12 protein-coding genes and 3 pseudogenes are annotated in these 17,876 nt (G+C 75.5%); 10 read left to right on the forward strand and 5 right to left on the reverse strand.

Annotation, left to right across the window (positions count from 1 at the left end; translation table 11 throughout):
* The first annotated feature begins 15 nt into the window (after nucleotides 1-15).
* Nucleotides 16-1,101: an ATP-dependent DNA ligase gene (locus tag DMB38_RS33930; RefSeq protein ID WP_125938396.1), complete on the forward strand. Its 1,086-nt coding sequence runs from the start codon at nucleotides 16-18 to the stop codon at nucleotides 1,099-1,101.
* A 95-nt stretch (nucleotides 1,102-1,196) separates the two neighbouring features.
* Nucleotides 1,197-1,682 (forward strand): hypothetical protein, encoded by a 486-nt coding sequence (locus DMB38_RS33935; RefSeq protein ID WP_125938397.1) that lies wholly within the window; start codon nucleotides 1,197-1,199, stop codon nucleotides 1,680-1,682.
* A gap of 20 nt (nucleotides 1,683-1,702) precedes the next feature.
* Here DMB38_RS33935 and DMB38_RS33940 read toward each other — a convergent pair whose 3' ends face one another.
* On the reverse strand, nucleotides 1,703-2,248 hold the full coding sequence (locus DMB38_RS33940) for a type 1 glutamine amidotransferase domain-containing protein (RefSeq protein WP_125938398.1): 546 nt from the start codon (nucleotides 2,246-2,248) through the stop codon (nucleotides 1,703-1,705).
* A gap of 241 nt (nucleotides 2,249-2,489) precedes the next feature.
* Here DMB38_RS33940 and DMB38_RS33945 point away from each other — a divergent pair, with 241 nt between their 5' ends.
* Nucleotides 2,490-3,479, forward strand: a complete 990-nt coding sequence (locus DMB38_RS33945; protein WP_206337864.1) for a zinc-binding alcohol dehydrogenase family protein — start codon at nucleotides 2,490-2,492, stop codon at nucleotides 3,477-3,479.
* Nucleotides 3,480-3,512: 33 nt separating this feature from the next.
* Here the strand turns inward: DMB38_RS33945 and DMB38_RS33950 are convergent.
* The 3 genes and pseudogenes from DMB38_RS33950 to DMB38_RS33960 all read right to left on the reverse strand — a co-directional run bounded on the left by DMB38_RS33950 (nucleotide 3,513) and on the right by DMB38_RS33960 (nucleotide 5,619).
* Nucleotides 3,513-4,525, reverse strand: a pseudogene (locus DMB38_RS33950) (DUF3048 domain-containing protein).
* Between the two features lie 65 nt (nucleotides 4,526-4,590).
* Nucleotides 4,591-5,049 (reverse strand): hypothetical protein, encoded by a 459-nt coding sequence (locus DMB38_RS33955; protein ID WP_125938400.1) that lies wholly within the window; start codon nucleotides 5,047-5,049, stop codon nucleotides 4,591-4,593.
* A 107-nt stretch (nucleotides 5,050-5,156) separates the two neighbouring features.
* Nucleotides 5,157-5,619: pseudogene (locus tag DMB38_RS33960) on the reverse strand (hypothetical protein).
* A gap of 102 nt (nucleotides 5,620-5,721) precedes the next feature.
* Here DMB38_RS33960 and DMB38_RS33965 point away from each other — a divergent pair.
* The 3 genes and pseudogenes from DMB38_RS33965 to DMB38_RS37610 all read left to right on the forward strand — a co-directional run bounded on the left by DMB38_RS33965 (nucleotide 5,722) and on the right by DMB38_RS37610 (nucleotide 10,631).
* Complete coding sequence (locus tag DMB38_RS33965; protein ID WP_125938401.1) at nucleotides 5,722-7,011, forward strand: DUF4185 domain-containing protein; 1,290 nt, start codon at nucleotides 5,722-5,724, stop codon at nucleotides 7,009-7,011.
* A gap of 8 nt (nucleotides 7,012-7,019) precedes the next feature.
* A pseudogene (locus DMB38_RS33970) lies at nucleotides 7,020-7,169 on the forward strand (disulfide bond formation protein DsbA); the annotation flags it as partial.
* A gap of 81 nt (nucleotides 7,170-7,250) precedes the next feature.
* Nucleotides 7,251-10,631: a hypothetical protein gene (locus DMB38_RS37610; protein ID WP_125938402.1), complete on the forward strand. Its 3,381-nt coding sequence runs from the start codon at nucleotides 7,251-7,253 to the stop codon at nucleotides 10,629-10,631.
* A 75-nt stretch (nucleotides 10,632-10,706) separates the two neighbouring features.
* Here DMB38_RS37610 and DMB38_RS33980 read toward each other — a convergent pair whose 3' ends face one another.
* Nucleotides 10,707-11,891, reverse strand: coding sequence for a saccharopine dehydrogenase NADP-binding domain-containing protein (locus DMB38_RS33980; protein ID WP_125938403.1), 1,185 nt, complete (start codon nucleotides 11,889-11,891; stop codon nucleotides 10,707-10,709).
* A gap of 177 nt (nucleotides 11,892-12,068) precedes the next feature.
* Between DMB38_RS33980 and DMB38_RS33985 the strand changes: the two genes are divergently transcribed.
* The 4 genes from DMB38_RS33985 to DMB38_RS34000 are packed head-to-tail and all read left to right on the forward strand — an operon-like array spanning nucleotide 12,069 to nucleotide 17,830.
* Nucleotides 12,069-13,223 (forward strand): CaiB/BaiF CoA-transferase family protein, encoded by a 1,155-nt coding sequence (locus tag DMB38_RS33985; protein ID WP_125938404.1) that lies wholly within the window; start codon nucleotides 12,069-12,071, stop codon nucleotides 13,221-13,223.
* Nucleotides 13,220-14,362, forward strand: coding sequence for an acyl-CoA dehydrogenase family protein (locus DMB38_RS33990; RefSeq protein ID WP_125938405.1), 1,143 nt, complete (start codon nucleotides 13,220-13,222; stop codon nucleotides 14,360-14,362). Before DMB38_RS33985 ends, DMB38_RS33990 begins: the two co-directional genes overlap by 4 nt.
* 14 nt (nucleotides 14,363-14,376) lie before the next feature.
* Nucleotides 14,377-15,612, forward strand: a complete 1,236-nt coding sequence (locus DMB38_RS33995) for an acetyl-CoA C-acetyltransferase (protein ID WP_047019316.1) — start codon at nucleotides 14,377-14,379, stop codon at nucleotides 15,610-15,612.
* A gap of 40 nt (nucleotides 15,613-15,652) precedes the next feature.
* Entirely contained in the window at nucleotides 15,653-17,830 is a 2,178-nt protein-coding gene (locus DMB38_RS34000) for a 3-hydroxyacyl-CoA dehydrogenase NAD-binding domain-containing protein (protein WP_125938406.1), read from the forward strand.
* Nucleotides 17,831-17,876 lie beyond the last annotated feature (46 nt).

The raw sequence follows: 17,876 nt of genomic DNA on the forward strand, positions 1-17,876 counted from the left end.
CTTACCGTTGCGCACATGGATCTGCCGGTGATGCCCCCCGTGAAGCCGATGCTCGCCAAGCCGCAGAAGAAGCTCCCGCCCGGGATGCTCTACGAGGCGAAGTGGGACGGCTTCCGCGCCATCGTCTTCCGCGACGGGGCCGAGGTCGAGATCGGCAGCCGCACCGGCAAGCCGCTCACCCGCTACTTCCCCGAGCTGGTCGAGGCGCTCCAGGCCAACCTGCCCGAGCGGTGCGTCCTGGACGGCGAGATCGTCATCGTGCGCGGCGACCGGCTCGACTTCGACGCCCTCACCGAGCGCATCCACCCCGCGCACTCGCGGGTGCGGATGCTCGCCGAGCAGACCCCGGCGAGCTTCGTCGCGTTCGACCTGCTGGCCCTCGGTGACGACTCGCTGCTGGACACCGCGCAGTCCGAGCGGCGCGCGGCGCTGCTGCGCGCGCTGGCCGGCGCCCGGGCGCCCGTCCACATCGCGCCGGCGACGACGGACCTGGCGGTCGCGGGGGAGTGGTTCGAGCAGTACGAGGGCGCCGGGCTCGACGGGATAATCGCCAAGCCGGCCGACCTGCCGTACCGGCAGAACGAGCGGGTGCTCGTCAAGGTCAAGCACGAGCGCACGGCGGACGTGGTGCTCGCCGGCTTCCGCTGGCACAAGTCCGGGCCGGTGGTCGGCTCCCTGCTGCTCGGCATCAACGACGACAAAGGCGTGCTGCAGCACGTGGGGGTGTGCGCGGCGTTCCCGATGAAGCGGCGGGCCGAGCTGGTCGAGGAGCTGGCGCCGCTGCGGATGGAGACGCCCGAGGAGCAGGCGGCGCACCCGTGGGCCGACTGGGCGAAGGAGGAGGCGCACGAGTCGGCGCGGCTGCCGGGGGCGCCGAGCCGGTGGAGCGGGCAGAAGGACCTGTCGTGGGTGCCGCTGCGGCCGGAGCGGGTGCTGGAGGTTGCGTACGACCACATGGAGAACGGGGCCCGCTTCCGGCACACCGCGCAGTTCCGCCGCTGGCGCCCCGACCGCACGCCGGAGAGCTGCACCTACGAGCAGTTGGAGGAGCCGGTCAGGTACGACCTGAACGAGGTCCTGGCCACCCGCAAGGAGGAGTGAGCGGCCGGCTCCCGACGGCCGTACGGCACCTGCCGGTCAGCCGGAGTTGGCCTGGCGGACCCGCCGCCTTCGCCGGCCCCCGGCACCATGTCTCCATGGATGCCACCGCCCTGGCGCGCTCGCTGTTAGAGCCCGTGCCCGCCCACCGCACCGCCGGACTCACGGTGCTGCGCGCCATCGACGGTGCCGCCGAGGTCGCCGTCGAGGCCCCCGGTGTGCTCGGGAACGTCATCGGCTCGCTGCACTCCAGCGGCCTCGCCACCCTCGTCGACGCGGCCGCGCTGGCCGCGATCCTCTCCGCCGGCGACGCGCCCGGCGAACTGGACGGCGTGCTGCCGCTCGGCGCGTCCGCCTCGTTCGAGTATCTGGCGCCCGCGCGCGGCCGGCTCATCGCCTCCTGCAAGCTCAGCTCGTCCGCCGTCCAGGTGCTGCGCCCCGTGCTCGCCGGCACCGCGGACCGGGCCCGCATCAGCACCCACGGCGTGGTGACCGACGAGCGGCACGCGGTGGTGTGCCGCGGCGGCTTCGAGTGGAGCGTCCGCCGCGTCACCCGGACCGCGAGGATCCGCCCCGGGGGCTGATCCGGGTGACCCCCGCCGGTTCAGCTCTGCGCGGCCTTGGCGAACTCCGCCAGGAACGCCTCGCCGAACGCCTTCAGGTCGCCCGGCTTGCGGCTGGTGACCAGCGTGTTCGGTCCGTCGGAGCAGATCTGGACCGGTACGTCGACCCAGGTGCCGCCCGCGTTGCGGATGTCCGTCTGCAGGCTCGGCCAGGAGGTGAGCGTGCGCCCGCGGACGACGTCCGCCTCGACCAGCAGCCACAGGGCGTGGCAGATCGCCGCCACCGGCTTGCCCGTACGGAAGAACTCCCGGGCGAAGGAGACGGCGTCCGCGTCCATCCGCAGGAAGTCGGGGTTGGCGACGCCGCCCGGAAGCACCAGCGCGTCGTACTCGTCGGCCCCGGCGTCGGCGACGACCTGGTCGACCTCGAAGGTGTCCGCCTTGTCCAGATGGTGGAATCCCTGGGCCCGGCCGGGACGGGTGGAGACCAGCCGGGGCGTGTGGCCGGCCTCCGTGACGGCCTGCCAGGGCTCGGTGAGCTCGACCTGCTCGACCCCCTCGGGGGCGACGAGGAATGCGATACGCATACGGGCACGTCCTTTCGACGATCATGGTGGTCACCGGTCACGGCGCATGCTGCCGATGATCACCTCCGATCTCCGCGCGGGCGTGCGACCCGCGGGTACCCGGCGTGGCGCGATGGCACACGCCCGCGCCGACAGCCGGGGGCATCCGAGGTCGCATGGGAGTGCACCGCCCGGCGCGTCGTGGACGGAGGGAACCGGCGCCCGCGAGGATGGGGGCATGGGAGCCACGCCGCCGACGTCCATGCGGGCCTGGGTCGTCACCGCGAAGGGCCGGCTGGAGCCGGTGGAGCTGCCGGTGCCCGAGCCGGGGCCCGACGAACTGCTGGTCCGGGTCGAGGCGTGCGGCGTCTGCCGTACGGACCTGCACGTCCGCGACCACGACCTCCCGCCGCACAAGACGCCGGTCGTGCCCGGTCACGAGGCGGTCGGTGAGGTCGTCGCGGCCGGCGCCGCCGCCGAACGGCGCATCGGATCCCGCGTCGGCATCCCCTGGCTGCGCCATACCTGCGGACAGTGCCGCTGGTGCGAGCGGGGCCAGGAGAACCTGTGCCCCCCCTCGCGCTACACCGGCTGGGACGCGGACGGCGGTTACGCCGAATACGCCGTGGTGCCCGCCCCGTACGCGTACGCGCTGCCCAAGGAGCCCGCCGCCGAGGACCTGGCGCCGCTGCTGTGCGCCGGGATCATCGGCTACCGCGCGCTGCGCCTTGCGCACCTGCCGCCCGGCGGCCGGCTCGGCCTCTACGGCTTCGGCGGCTCCGCGCACCTGACCGCCCAGCTCGCCCTCGCCGAGGGCGCCGAGGTGCACGTGCGCACCCGCTCCCGGGCGGCGCAGCGGCTCGCGCTGGAACTGGGCGCCGCGACCGCGGCGGGGGCCGACGAGCCGGCGCTGGAGCCGTTCGACTCGGCGGTGCTCTTCGCGCCCGCCGGCGAGCTGGTGCCGGTCGCGCTGGAGGCGCTGGACGCCGGCGGGACGCTCAGCGTGGCGGGCATCCACCTCACCACCATCCCGGAGCTGGACTACGAGCGGCACCTCTTCCGTGAGCGGGTACTGCGCAGCGTCACCGCCAACACCCGCGCCGACGGACGGGAGTTCCTCGCCGCCGCGGCCGCGCACGGGGTGCGTGCGACCGTCACCCCCTACCCCTTCGACCGGGCGGACGAGGCGCTCGACGACCTGGCGGCGGACCGGGTCAGGGGCGCGGCGGTGCTGCGGATGGACGCGGGCTGAGGTCGCGTACGACGGGAGCGGCGCCCGGCGCGGTCAGCCGCGGGGCACGTACACGACCCACACCTGGCCCTCCGCCACCGGCATCGGCTCGCCGTCCGGCGTCGTGAACACCGTGCGGTCCGCCTCCGTCGGCCGGTCCCACTCGGCGGCGTACGCGCGGCCGTCGCGCAGCACCGTCGCGTCGCCGGAGCCGACGGTCTCGGTGAACGGCGAGTTGTTGCCCCACCGGTCGCCGAACCCGCCCTTGCGGATGGTCGTCTCCTGGAGCACCACCGTCGGCGGCGCGAGCCGCGTGGTGCCGCTGGTGGCGGGCGTGCCGTCCATGGAGACCTCCCAGCCGCGGCGCTCGGCCGACCAGTCGAAGGTGAAGCTCGCGGCCGGCATCTCCACCGTGCGCGCGCCGGTCCTACGGCCGCCGGCCGGGGCCTCGCCGGTCTCGTAGAGTGACGCGGCGTCCATGCCGGCGAGTTCGGGGGCGGCGTCGGTGACGCGCTCGGGGCGCAGGTACAGGTTGTGGGGTATGGGGCGGTCGGTGCCGCGGAAGTAGGCGCCGGGCAGTTGCTCGGGCGGCACGGGGCGCAGCGGGGCGCTGTTGATGTACGGCTTGAGCTTGGACTGCGCGCCGGAGTACGCGAGGACGGGGTCGTCGTACTGCGCGAGCAGCTCCAGGTCCGTCTCGCGGGCGCTGCGCACCGGCCCGACGACATCGGGGAGAGCCCGGAGGCGTAGACGGCGAGGAACCGGCTGATGCCGGCCTCGACGCGCTCCACGTGCACGACGTCGGCCTCTTCCAGACCGGTGTGCGGCCGGGCGGCCGCGGCGTTGTCCAGCTTCACGCCGAGCACCGGGCCCTCGGGCGCGGGCGGCTCGTCGGCGGGTGCGGGCGTGGGCGAGGGGGAAGCGGTCGGGGAGACGGGGGAGGAGCGGGCCTGGGGGCGGTGCGCCCGTTCCTCGGTGCCGCCGTGCGACCGGGCGAACAGCACCGCGGCGACGGCGACCGCGGGCACCAGGAGCGCCGCCGCTGCGGCCGCGTGCTTCTTCTTCAACGAACCCCCCACTCGGCGTACTACCGATGACCTACCCGCCCCGGCCGCCCTCTACCGCGGTGGCACTAGCGCAGCAACTGGTCGGCGACGACGAACGCGAAGCCGGCGGCCAGCACCGCCATCGCGACCCGGGTGCGGCCCGCGCGGCTGAGCATGATCGCGGTGCCGGAGAGGATGAGCGCGCCGCCGTAGAGCGCGAACGTCAGCAGCGACGCCTCCGTCCGGAACCGCACCACCATCGCCACGCCGACGGCCACCATCACGCCGGCGGAGGTCAGGGCCCGGACGCGGCGCGCCTGCCGCGGCGTGAGCCGGGGCGGCGGCGGCTCTTCGCCGTCCTCGCCCTCCTCGCCGTCGAGCGGGCCGGGCAGTCCCGCCGTCCCACCGGAGTCACCGGCGCCGGGCGTGTGGGGGTCGCCCGTGTCGGTGCCGGCCGCGGCTATGCCGGTCTTTCCGGCGTTTCCGGTCTTTTCGGGCTCATCGAGGCCCGTGTCGTCGATGTCCGTGTCGTCGCGGGAGGTCATGTGCGCCGAGCGTAGTCGCCCGGCCGCGGCGCGGGAGGGGCGGGCCGCGATCCGGCCAGGGATTGAGGGGGCGTTACCGCGCCCGCGGGTGCCCGCGGGAGCGGACGCTACGTGCGGCCCTCGTCCTCCTGCGCCGCGCGCAGCGGCTCGGCGGGCGGCATCCAGTCGGGCCCGTACGACCGGGAAGCCGGCCTTCTCGTACGCCTGGCAGACGAGTTCGTCGTCGTCCACGACCACCGCGACGGTCCGCCCGCGTGCCACCCGGCGCAGCAGTTCGGGCTTCGCCACCCGGGCCGGCCGCCGGTCGCCCGCGCGGCGCATCCACAGCGGGCCCTCGGGCAGGCCGTGCGCGGCGAGCCAGGCCACGGTGGACCCGCGGGTGCGCTCCGGGCGGCCCGTGACGTAGCAGACCTCGCAGGTCCCGGCCCATTGGAGGGCCAGCGCCACGCCCTCGGGCAGCGGCGGATCGAGAGGCGCCGCGCGGAAGAAGCCGTCCCAGTCCTTGGGGGAGGACGCGAGGTGGTGCAGCCGGTGCCGGGTGTCGGTGAGGGTGCCGTCCAGGTCGAACACCGCAAGGTCTCGCTTCGCCACGCCGCCAGCCTACGGGCGCCCGCGGGCCGCGCCCCACGGGGTGCCTTACGGATCACCGGCCCCGCCCGTTACCGTGCCCCGATGGAGCGACGCCAGACCGCCGGCGCCGGGATAGCCCTCGCCCTGCTGCTCGTCGTGGGTCTCCTCGTCGTGCTCACCGACGACGACTCCGGCGATGACGCCGGGGCCTGCACGGGCCTGGCCGTCTCCGGCTGGAGCGCCGACGCCGCGACGACGGACGAGTTCGCGCGCTACGGCGACGACGCCACCCGCACGGACGACTGGACCGGCGGCGACGGCAACCACTCCGTCCGGCTGCCCGACGGCCGCACCCTGTGGCTGGTCTCCGACCCGTACCTCGGCCGGGTCCAGCCGCCGCCCAACAAGCAGGGCCAGCCGCACGCCTGGCGCGACACCTCCCTCGGCACTCCCGCGTGGACCCGCAACGCCGCCCTCGTCATGTCCCCGGACGGCCGGCTCGAACGCACCCTCCTCGGCGGCGCCCCCGGCGCGCCCGCCTCCCTCTTCCCCGAACCCGGCGCCCCGGTGCGGCAGTGGCGCTGGCCGGTGCACGCCGTGGTGGAGCCGCGGGCGCCCGGCTCCGCCGAGCAGGTGCTGCGGGTGCTGCTCTGGCACCGGCAGGAGGCGCAGCAGCCGTGGATCTACGGCGTGCCGCTGGCCACCGAGGTCGCCACGCTCTCGCTGCCCGACCTGCGGTTGGAGGGCATCACCCAGGTCGACGACCAGTCGCGGGTCGCCGACCCCGCCGACCGCCTCGTCTACGGCGCGGCGGCGGTGCGGCGAGGGGACTTCACGTACGTATGGGGCGGCACCGACGGCCGCACCCCCGAGCAGGCCGAGCGCAGTTCCCGCGCGCACCTCGCGCGGGTGCCGGTGGGCCGGCTCGGGGACCGGTCGGCGTGGCGGTACTGGGACGGCGAGCGGTGGAGCCGGGAGGCGGCCAGCTCCCGGCCGGTGCTGGGGGACGGCGGACGCAAGGGCGTCGGCAGCGCGTTCAGCGTCGTGCGGCAGGGGGACACCTGGGTGCTCTTCACGATGGACGCCGGCGGGCCGGCCGGCAGCGGGCTGACGACCGTCGCGTCGTACTGGGCGTGCCGCCCGGAGGGCCCGTGGCACGGGCCGGACAAGGCGTTCACGGCGCCGCTGCCCGAGGACGCGGCCGGCGGCTCCGGCGCCACCGCGTACAACCCGCAGGCACATCCCGGCGTCGGCTCCGGCGACGGGCTGCTCCTCGGCTACGACGTCAACTGGCTGGCCGCCTCGGCCGACGACGTCTCCGCCAACGTGCACCGCAACGTCGCCCTGTACCGCCCGCGGTTCGTCCGCCTGCACCTCGATACGGTGGAGTGATGAGGGCCCGCTTCGCCTTCTTCGGCCCCCTCGTCTCGCCCGCGCCGCGCGGCGCCGACGCGCTGCGGCTGTGGGACGGGCTGCTGACGCTGGGCGGCGTGCCCGGCCTGTACGAGATCAAGCGCACCCGTACCCGCGCGATGCCGTCGTTCGACTGACCGCCGCCCGGCCGGGCGGCGGTCCGGCTCGTACAAGAATTCGGCGCCGGAGCGGCGGCCGGCACGGAACAATGCCGTCCCATGCAGCCTCACGCCGACGACCTCATCCGCGCCCTCGAACCCCTGCCGTACCCGCGGCGCCTCGGCGAACTGGCCCTCGCCGCCCGCCGGGCCGCCGGCCGCGGTGACCTGGCCGCGCTCCTCGACGGGCTGGAGGGTCACGGCGGGTACGGCCGCCGGCTCGCGGCGTTCGCCGCCCTCGTCGGGCGCGACACCGGCTTCCTCGCCGCCCGGCTCGCCCACCCCGACCGCGCGGTGCGCGCCCAGGGGATGAAGGCCGTACGGCGCGGCCTGCTGCCCGACGACGCCGTCGTCGCCGCGTTCGAGGACGCGCCCGCCGTGGTGCGCGGGCAACTCGTCCGCGCCGTGGTCCGCGGCCGCCGCACCGCCGTGGCGGAGGCGCTGATCGGGCCGGTCGGCGAGCGGTGGGGCGACGCCGAGGCCGCGCGGCTGCTGCCCGCGTGCACGGAGGAGACCGTACGCCGCCTGCTGCCCGCGCTCTGGCCCGCGCTCAGCGGCCCCGCCGCCCTCGCCGGCCGCCACCCCGGGGCCGTACTGGACGAGGCGGAGCGGCAGTTGGCCCCGCTGGCGCGCGGCGGCCGGGCGGCGTGGTGGACCGCGAACTCCCGCGTCGTCGCCCCGCTCGCCGACGCCGCCCCGGAGCGCGTGCTGGACCTGCTGGAGCGCTTCTGCCACGGCGGGCTCCAGCCGCTCGTGCACGAGCGGCTGAACCGGCTCGTGGCCGCCGACCCCGGCCGCACCCTGCGCCTGCTGCTCGCCCCGGAGCGCCGCCGGGGGACCGCCGCGACCCGGCTCCCGCGCACCGTGCTCGACCGGCTCGTCGCCGCCGCGCCGCCCGAGCTGACCGAACTCGCCCGGCTCTGGCAGGAGAACACCTCCTCGCTCACCGACCTGCTGCGCCGCACCCCGCCGTCCCGCCGCGAGGCGCTCTTCGACGCCGCCATGGCCGGACGGGACACCACCCGCGACGACTTCCCGCCCGGCCTCCTCGACGCCCTGCCCCACCGGCGCCGCGCGGCCGAGGCGCGCCGCATGGCGGCGCAGGCCCGGGAGCGCGACGCGCATCCGTCGGTCGTGCTGCGCGCGGTGGCCTGCCTGCCCGTCGCCGAGGCCCGCGGCGAACTGCTCGCCGCCCTGCGCCGCTCGGACGCCGACGAGCGCGCCGAGGCGTACCGGCTCCTTGTCGCCAACGCCGCCCGCTCCGGCCACCCCGAGGACGTCACCAGCGCCGTCCGGCTGCTGGCCGAGCGGCTGCGCAACGACCAGGACCCGGTGCGCTCCGTCGCGCTGCGGCAGCTCGCCGGGACCCATCCCGCGCTCTTCACCGCCGACGCGGCCGACCACCTCCACCTCATCGCCGCCGACGCGATCGCCGCCCGCGACTCCTCGTCGCTCACCCGCGGGGCGCTGCGCACGCTGGCGGTCGCGCTGCTCCGCGAGCACGCGGCGGGCGGGCGGCCCGAGCTGGTGAGCTTCTCGCTCCGTACGATCACCCGGCTCACCGGCCACACCGGCGGCGCCGACCTCGGCCGGCTGGACACCTCGCTGCGCCGCGGGCAGGAGCACGAGGTTTTCGACGCCCTCGAACCGTGGCTGGAGGCGGGCGCGGACAAGGTCGACCACGGGCTGACGTTCGCGCTCGCGCGGGCGCTCGGGCGGCGCGCCTGGGGGATGCCCAAACTGCAGGAATACCTGTGGCAGGCGGTGCAGTTCGGCAACGACGCGACCGTGAGCACCGCCGTGTCGCTGTGGCTGGAGCCGCGGGCGGGCCGCGGCGAGCGCGTCGGCCGGCTGCTGGCGCTGGAGCCGTCCGCGGCGGTCCTGCCGCCCGTGTACGCGGTGCTCGCCCGCAGCCGTACGGACCTGCTGGACGGCGTCCTCGGCGACACCCCGCCGTGGGGCAGGTTCCTGACGCGGCGGGCTTCCTGGACGCCGCCCGTCATCACGCCCGAGCGCTGGACGCCCGCCCAGCAGGCCGCCGCCGCCCGGCTGCTGGCCCGCGCGGCGGCCGACGCCGGGCTGCCGCTGCACGACCGCACCCGGGCCCTCGCGGAGGTCGCCCGCATACCCGGCCACGGCTTCGACGTCGTCTTCCGCTACACCGGGGCGGACGACCTCGTGCTCGCCGAGGCCGCGCTCGCCGCCCTGGTCTGGACCGACCGGCCAGCGGAGGCGCTGCCGCTGCTGCTCGCGCACGCCGGCGGCGACCGCGCCCGCGTCGCCGTGTACGCCGCCACCCGCGCCACCCGGCACGCGGCGCCCTCGCGCGTCGAGGCGGCCCTGCGCCCGCTGCTGCTGCCCGGCCCCGACGGGTCCGTCGCGAAGGTGACGAGCCGCAAGGAGGCCGTCCGCCTCGCCGCCGCCCGGCTGCCGGCCGAGCGCGCGGCGGCGCTCGTGGCGGGTGCGTACGAACTGCCCGAGCAGCACCGCGACGTCCGCGCCGCGTGCGTGGCGTTCGCCGGCGGCCTGCTCGGCAGGCCGGAGGTGTGGCGGATGCTGGAGGCGGCCGCGGCCGACGACCCGGAGGTACGGCTCCCGCTGCTCCGGCCGCAGCCGCGCGACCTGCGCGAGGAGTACCGGCCGCGGTACGCGGGCCTGGTGGAGGCCGCGAGCCGCACCGAGGATCCGCGGCTCGCCTGGGCCGCGTACACCAGCCTCGCCGGCTGGGCGCCGTGGTCGCCGACCGCGGCGGACGTGCTGTGCCGCGCGGTCACCGATCTCGGCAACCGCGGTACGTGGGAGCCCGCGGCCGACGCCCTCGTCACCCTGGCGATCAACGCCCCCGCGGACGACCCGGCGCGCGAGCCCGTCGTACGCGCCGCGCGTGAACTCCGCGTCCGCGCCCTCGGCCAGCCCGACGCCGAGAAGGACCGCGACCTGCCCGCACGCCGGCGCCTCGCCTCCCTGGTGTGGCGGCTGACCACGCGGACACGGACCCTGCGCCCCCTGCTGCGGCCCACGGTGCACGCGTGCGCCGACGTACTCGCGGCGGACGACGACTTCGTGCCGCAGGCGGCGGTGCTGCGCACGGAGGCCCTGGACCTGGAGGCCGAAACCGCGGAGCTGACGGCGGCGCTGCTGGACCTCGCGGCGCTGCACGAGGGGCGCCCCGTGCTCGCCGAGACGACGGCGGGCACGCTGGGCCGCCGGCTGGACGGGGACGGCCGGCCGGGCGCGTCGGACGCCCGGGCGGAGGCGGCCCGCGCGCTGGCGGCGGCGGGCGGGCAAGCGGAGGGCCTCTTCGCGGTCGCGCTCACCAAGTCCGGCGGTACGCGCGCGGGCTGGCCGGAGCCCTGGCGGGCCACGCTGCGCACCCTGCGCGCACACCCGGAGCGGGAGGTGCGGGACGCGGCCCTCGAAGTACAGACGGCGCCCGAGTAGGCCGTACGGACCGGGGGCGCCGGCTCGTACGGGCGCGGGCCGCGGGCCCGTTCACCGCGGGCCCGCCCGGCCCCGCTACGGCGACGCGACCCAGACCCGGAAGCCCATCCCCGCGGTCACCAGCCGTGCCGTCAGCGCCTCGCCCATCGCCTGCGCCGTCGTGACCTGCCCCGACGTCTCCGGCAGCGGGTCGTACGCCAGGCACATCGCCGCCTCCGCCAGCATCTTCGCCGACTCGTCGTACCCCGGGTCGCCGCCGCTGACCTCCGTCACCACCCGCCGGCCGCCGCCCGTGCCCACGAAGCGGGCGGAGAACCAACTGCGCGCCCGGCGCTCCTCCACCGGGCCCGTGCCCGGCGCCAGCCGCGACGCCATCAGCTTCCGCAGCGGCGGCAGTTGGGCCGCCGCTGCGAACGCACCCGCGCCCAGCACGCTGCCCGCGGCGACCGGCAGCCGCCTGACGGCGGCGTAGTGGCGGTAGCGGAAGTCGGGCCCGTACCGCGGCAGCGCCGCCGCCGACCGCGCCACCACCCGCGACTCCAGCGTGGGCAGCGGCAGCCCCCAGGCACGCACCGCGCCGCTGCGCGTCGGCGCGCCCAGCGGCGCCCGCACCCGGCGTTCCGTCACCCGCGGTTCCATCCGGCGGCGGGCCCGCGCCGCGCGCGCGCCCGGCAGCGGCCGGGAGACGACCCCGAGCGCGGACGCCAGCGTGCCTCCGGAGAGCCCGCCCGCGGCGCGCAGGAAGCCGTCGATGCGCAGCGGCACGTCCTCCGGCAGTTGCTCGACGGTGAAGCGCACGCCGAGGTCGAACGGCGTGCACTCGAACCCGCAGGCGTGCACCAGCCGGGCTCCGGTCTCCCGGGCCCGCTCGTGGTGGCGTACGTACACCCGGTCGACGAATTCCGGCTCGCCGGTCAGGTCGGCGTAGTCCGTCCCGGCCGCGGCGCAGGCGGCGGCCAGCGGCTCGCCGTGGCGCAGGAACGGGCCGACCGCCGTGGCCACCACCCGGGTCCGCTCGGCCAGCCCGCGCAGCGCCGCGGGGTCCGCCGCGTCCGCGGTGAGCAGCGGCAGGTCGCCCCACTCCGGCCGGATCGCGGCCACCCGGTCGCGTACCTCCGCCAGCCTGCCGGTGTCGCGCCCGGCGAGCGCCCAGCGGCAGCCGGCCGGCGCGTGCCGCGCCAGGTACTCGGCGGTGAGTCCGCCGGTGAAGCCGGTGGCGCCGAAGAGGATGAGGTCGTGCGGCCGGTGCTCGTCTGCCATGGCACCCAGGGTGGTTCATGAGGCGCCGTCACGTATACGCGCCTGACGGTGGATTCCCGTTCCGTGCCCCCGCGGCGGTGTCCGACCCGCGCGGGGCGTCCCCGCACTTGTGCCCACTGAAACGTGTTCTTATCATCTCTGGTGTTACACAGTTGGTGTCACACCGCTGGGGGCTTGATGGGGAGCACGGGGCACGGCCCGCTGCACGGCGTACGCGTGGTCGAGCTGGCCGGCATCGGCCCCGGGCCGTTCGCCGCCATGCTCCTGGCCGACCTCGGCGCCGACGTCGTACGGGTCGACCGGCCCGGCGGCCCGGGACTCGGCATCGACCCCGCGCACGACCTCACCAACCGCAACAAGCGCTCCGTCGTCCTCGACCTCAAGTCCGCCTCCGGCGCCGCCGCCGCGCTGGCCCTCGCCGAGCGGGCCGACATCCTCGTCGAGGGCTTCCGTCCGGGCGTCGCCGAGCGCCTCGGCGTCGGCCCCGGCGACTGCCTGGCGCGCAACCCCCGGCTGGTGTACGGGCGGATGACCGGCTGGGGCCAGGAGGGGCCGCTGGCGGAGACCGCGGGGCACGACATCGGCTACGTCGCCGTCACCGGCGCGCTCGGCATGATCGGTCCCGCCGGCGGCCCGCCCGCCGTCCCCGCCAACCTCCTCGGTGACTACGCCGGCGGTTCGCTCTACCTCGTCGTCGGCGTGCTGTCCGCACTGCAGCACGCCCGTACCACCGGGGAGGGGCAGGTCGTCGACGCGGCCATCGTGGACGGCACCGCGCACCTCACCGCGATGATCCACGCCATGGTCGCCGCCGGCGCCTGGACCGACCGCCGCGCCGCCAACCTCCTCGACGGCGGCGCGCCGTTCTACGGCGTCTACGAGACCGCGGACGGGCAGTACATGGCAGTCGGCGCGCTGGAACCCGTGTTCTACGAGGAGTTCGTCCGCCTCCTCGGCGCCCCCGGCACCCTGCCCGACCGCGGCGATCCCGCCGCCTGGGCGGAGCTGCGCGAGCGGCTTGCCGCGCGGTTCCGGGAGCGTACGCGCGCGGAGTGGACCGAGGTCTTCGCCGGCTCCGACGCCTGCGTCGCCCCCGTGCTGTCCCTGCGCGAGGCCCGCGACCACCCGCACCTCGCCGCCCGCGGCACCTTCACCGAGGAGTACGGCACCGTCCAGCCCGCCCCCGCGCCCCGGTTCTCCGCCACCCCCGGCGCCGTACGCCGTCCGCCCGCCGTCCCGGGCGCCGACACCGAGGCTGTCGCCCGCGACTGGGACGTCCCCGGCCTCTCCGACCCCACCCCCACCCCCGCCCCGACCCAGGAGGAGCGTTGAAGCGCCGGCTGTACGGGCCCGAGCACCTGGCCTTCCGCGAGACCGTGCGGACCTTCCTCGCCAAGGAGGTCACCCCGCACTACGCGAGATGGGAGGCCGACGGCATCGTCTCCCGCGACGCCTGGCGCGCCGCCGGGCGGCAGGGCCTGCTCGGTCTCGCCGTCCCCGAGGAGTACGGCGGCGGCGGCCACGACGACTACCGCTTCGCGGCCGTGCTGGCCGAGGAGTTCGCCCGCGCCGGCGCCGCGGGACTCGCCGTGGGCCTGCACAACGACGTCATCGGCCCGTATCTGACCTCCCTGGCCACCGACGAGCAGAAGCGCCGCTGGCTGCCCGGCTTCTGCACCGGCGAGCTGATCACCGCCATCGCCATGACGGAGCCCGGCGCCGGCTCCGATCTCCAGGGCATCCGCACCACCGCCGAGGACCGCGGGGACCACTGGCTGCTCAACGGCGCGAAGACGTTCATCTCCAACGGCATCCTCGCCGACCTCGTCGTCGTGGTCGCCAGGACCACCCCCGAGGGCGGCGCGCACGGGCTCAGCCTGCTGGTCGTCGAGCGCGGCGCGGCCGGCTTCGAGCGCGGCCGGAACCTCGACAAGATCGGCCAGAAAGCCCAGGACACCGCCGAGTTGTTCTTCACCGACGTACGGGTGCCGAAGGACAACCTGCTGGGGGAGCGCGACGGCGCGTTCGGCCACCTCATGACCAACCTGCCGCAGGAGCGGATGGCCATCGCCGTCGCCGCGGTCGCCGCCGCCGAGCACCTGGTCGAGGCCACCACGGCGTACGTCAGGGAGCGCGAGGCGTTCGGCAGGCCGCTCGGCCGGTTCCAGCACATCCGCTTCGAGATCGCCGAGATGGCCACCGAGTGCGCCGTGACCCGGACGTTCGTCGACCGCTGCATCGAGGACCTGGCGGCCGGCGAGCTGGACGCGGTGCACGCCTCGATGGCCAAGTGGTGGGCCACCGAGCTGCAGAAACGCACCGCGGACCGCTGTCTGCAACTGCACGGCGGCTACGGCTACATGAGCGAGTTCCCCGTGGCCCGCGCCTTCACCGACGGGCGTGTCCAGACCATCTACGGCGGCACCACCGAGATCATGAAAGAGATCATCGGCCGCTCCCTGCTCTCCTGAGAGGCGCACCAACCGTGACCACAACCGCCAGGCCGTCCGTCACCGACGCCTACGTCTACGACGCGATCCGCACCCCCCGCGGCCGCGGCAAGGCGAACGGCGCCCTGCACGGGACCAAGCCGATCGACCTCGTCGTCGGCCTCGTCCACGAGCTGCGCCGCCGCCTCCCCGGCCTCGACCCGGCCGCCGTCGACGACGTCGTGCTCGGCGTCGTCAGCCCGCACGGCGACCAGGGCTCCGACATCGCCAAGATCGCGGCCATCGCCGCCGGGCTGCCCGACAGCGTCGCAGGGGTGCAGGAGAACCGCTTCTGTGCCTCGGGGCTGGAGGCCGTCAACATCGCCGCGGCCAAGATCCGCTCCGGCTGGGAGGACCTGATCCTCGCCGGCGGCGTCGAGTCGATGTCGCGGGTGCCGATCGGCTCGGACGGCGGCGCCTGGTTCAACGACCCGATGACCAACATGGAGGTCGGCTTCGTACCGCAGGGCATCGGCGCCGACCTCATCGCCACGATCGGGGGCTACAGCCGCCGGGACGTGGACGAGTTCGCCGCGCTGTCGCAGGAGCGGGCCGTCGAGGCGTGGAAGGAAGGCCGGTTCGACCGCTCCGTGGTGCCGGTCGTGGACCGCGCCGGGCTCACCGTCCTGGACCGGGACGAGCACATCAGGCCCGGCACCACCGCCGACAGCCTGGCCAAGCTGAAGCCGGCGTTCGCCGACATCGGCGAGCTGGGCGGTTTCGACGCCGTGGCGCTGCAGAAGTACCACTGGGTGGAGCGGATCGACCACGTCCACCACGCGGGCAACTCCTCCGGCATCGTCGACGGCGCCGCCCTCGTCGCCGTCGGCTCCGCCGAGGTCGGCCGGCGGTACGGGCTCACCCCCCGGGCCCGTATCGTCTCCGCCGCCGTCACCGGCTCCGAGCCCACGATCATGCTCACCGGGCCCGCACCCGCGACCCGCAAGGCGCTCGCCAGGGCCGGTCTCGGCATCGAGGACATCGACCTGATCGAGATCAACGAGGCGTTCGCCGCCGTCGTGCTGCGCTTCATCGAGGACATGGGCGTCAGCCCGGACAAGGTGAACGTCAACGGCGGCGCCATCGCCATGGGCCACCCCCTCGGCGCCACCGGCGCCATGATCCTCGGCACCCTCGTCGACGAGCTGGAGCGCCGCGACCTGCGCTACGGCCTCGCCACCCTCTGCGTCGGCGGCGGCATGGGCATCGCCACCGTCGTCGAGCGTGTCTGACCCCGTCCCGCCCCCGCCACACGGAGACCTCCTCATCGCCATGAGCCACACGAACACGATCCGCTGGGAGCAGGACGACACCGGCGTCGTCACCCTCGTCCTGGACGACCCGAACCAGTCCGCCAACACCATGAACGCGGACTTCATCCGGTCGCTCACCGCCGTCGCCGACCGGCTGGAGGCCGAGCGGGACGGCGTGCGCGGCGTCGTCTTCGCCTCTGCGAAGAAGACCTTCTTCGCCGGCGGCGATTTGCACGACCTCATCCGCATCGACCGGGAGCACGCGCGCGAGGCGTTCGACGCCGGCATGGCCGTCAAGCACGCGCTGCGCCGGATCGAGACGCTCGGCAAGCCCGTCGTCGCGGCCCTCAACGGCGCGGCGCTGGGCGGCGGCTACGAGATCGCGCTCGCCTGCCACCACCGCGTCGCCCTGGACGCGCCCGGCTCGAAGATCGGGCTGCCCGAGGTCACCCTCGGCCTGCTGCCCGCGGGCGGCGGCGTCACCCGTACCGTACGGCTGATGGGCATCACCGACGCGCTGCTGAAGGTGCTGCTCCAGGGCACCCAGTACCGGCCGCGGCGGGCGCTGGAGAACGGGCTCGTGCACGAGGTCGTCGATACCGAGGAGGAACTGCGCGCCGCCGCCCGCGCGTTCGTCGACGCCCACCCGGAGTCCCGGCAGCCCTGGGACGAGCCCGGCTACCGGATCCCCGGCGGCACGCCGCAGAACCCGAAGTTCGCGGCCAACCTCCCCGCGTTCCCCGCCAACCTGAAGAAGCAGCTCGGCGGCGCCCCGTTCCCCGCTCCGCGCAACATCATGGCGGCGGCGGTCGAGGGCTCCCAGGTCGACTTCGAGACCGCGCAGGTCATCGAGGCCCGCTACTTCGTCGACCTGGCGGTCGGGCAGACCGCCAAGAACATGATCCAGGCGTTCTTCTTCGACCTCCAGGCCGTCAACGCCGGCCGCTCCCGCCCGTCCGGCGTCCCCGAGCGGCGGGTGGCGAAGGTCGCCGTGCTGGGCGCCGGGATGATGGGCGCGGGCATCGCCTACGCCTGCGCGCGCGCCGGCATCGAGGTCGTGCTGAAGGACGTGTCGCTCGAGGCGGCCGAGAAGGGCAAGGCGTACTCCGCCGGGCTGCTCGACAAGCAGCTCGCCAAGGGCCGTACGACGCAGGAGAAGCGGGACGCACTGCTGGCCCGCATCACGCCGGCCGCGGACCCGGCGGAGCTGGCCGGCTGCGACGCCGTGATCGAGGCGGTCTTCGAGGACCCCGCGCTCAAGCACAAGGTGTTCCAGGAGATCCAGGACGTCGTCGCGTCCGACGCGCTGCTCTGCTCCAACACCTCCACCCTGCCCATCACGCTGCTCGCCGAAGGCGTCGCCCGCCCGCAGGACTTCGTCGGTCTGCACTTCTTCTCGCCTGTCGACAAGATGCCGCTGGTCGAGATCATCAAGGGGGAGCGCACCGGCGACGAGGCGCTGGCGCGCGCCTTCGACCTCGTACGGCAGCTCGCCAAGACCCCGATCGTGGTGAACGACTCGCGCGGCTTCTTCACCTCCCGCGTGATCGGCCACTTCATCAACGAGGGCGTCGCCATGGTCGGCGAGGGGATCGAGCCTGCGACCGTCGAGCAGGCCGCCGCCCAGGCCGGCTACCCGGCCAAGGTGCTGTCCCTGCTCGACGAGCTGACCCTCACGCTTCCCCGGAAGATCCGCAACGAGACGCGCGCGGCCGTCGAGGCCGCCGGCGGCAGCTACCCCGTGCACCCGGCGGAGGCGGTCATCGACCGCATGGTCGACGAGTTCGGCCGCACCGGGCGGGCCGGGGGAGCGGGCTTCTACGACTACGAGGACGGGAAGCGGACCCGGCTGTGGCCGGGGCTGCGGGAGCACTTCACCAAGGCGGACCGGGAGCCGCCGCCGCTGCGCGACCTCCAGGAGCGGATGCTGTTCGCGGAGGCGCTGGACACCGTGCGGCTGGTCGAGGAGGGCGTGCTGACCTCCGTCGCGGACGCGAACATCGGCTCGGTCTTCGGCATCGGCTTCCCCGCCTGGACCGGCGGCGTGCTGCAGTACATCAACGGCTACGAGGGCGGGCTGTCCGGCTTCGTGGCGCGGGCGCGGGAACTGGCGGAGGCGTACGGCGAGCGCTTCGAGCCGCCCGCGCTGCTGCTGGCGAAGGCCGAGCGGGGCGAGCCGTTCATGGACGCCGTCTGAGCGAGCCGGGCTCCCGCCGCGCCGGTCCCGGCGGGGCGGGAGCCGC

This window comes from Streptomyces sp. WAC 06738, from assembly GCF_003945505.1.
Taxonomy (GTDB): domain Bacteria; phylum Actinomycetota; class Actinomycetes; order Streptomycetales; family Streptomycetaceae; genus Streptomyces.

What these genes read in the sequence shown, in the direction of transcription:
- DMB38_RS33955 (WP_125938400.1), bottom strand. Translation starts at nt 5,049, where the DNA reads ATGACCTCCCGCGACGACACGGACATCGACGACACGGGCCTCGATGAG.
- DMB38_RS33930 (WP_125938396.1), top strand. Translation starts at nt 16, where the DNA reads ATGGATCTGCCGGTGATGCCCCCCGTGAAGCCGATGCTCGCCAAGCCG.
- DMB38_RS34000 (WP_125938406.1), top strand. Translation starts at nt 15,653, where the DNA reads ATGAGCCACACGAACACGATCCGCTGGGAGCAGGACGACACCGGCGTC.
- DMB38_RS33935 (WP_125938397.1), top strand. Translation starts at nt 1,197, where the DNA reads ATGGATGCCACCGCCCTGGCGCGCTCGCTGTTAGAGCCCGTGCCCGCC.
- DMB38_RS33945 (WP_206337864.1), top strand. Translation starts at nt 2,490, where the DNA reads ATGCGGGCCTGGGTCGTCACCGCGAAGGGCCGGCTGGAGCCGGTGGAG.
- DMB38_RS33965 (WP_125938401.1), top strand. Translation starts at nt 5,722, where the DNA reads ATGGAGCGACGCCAGACCGCCGGCGCCGGGATAGCCCTCGCCCTGCTG.
- DMB38_RS33980 (WP_125938403.1), bottom strand. Translation starts at nt 11,891, where the DNA reads ATGGCAGACGAGCACCGGCCGCACGACCTCATCCTCTTCGGCGCCACC.
- DMB38_RS33985 (WP_125938404.1), top strand. Translation starts at nt 12,069, where the DNA reads ATGGGGAGCACGGGGCACGGCCCGCTGCACGGCGTACGCGTGGTCGAG.
- DMB38_RS37610 (WP_125938402.1), top strand. Translation starts at nt 7,251, where the DNA reads ATGCAGCCTCACGCCGACGACCTCATCCGCGCCCTCGAACCCCTGCCG.
- DMB38_RS33940 (WP_125938398.1), bottom strand. Translation starts at nt 2,248, where the DNA reads ATGCGTATCGCATTCCTCGTCGCCCCCGAGGGGGTCGAGCAGGTCGAG.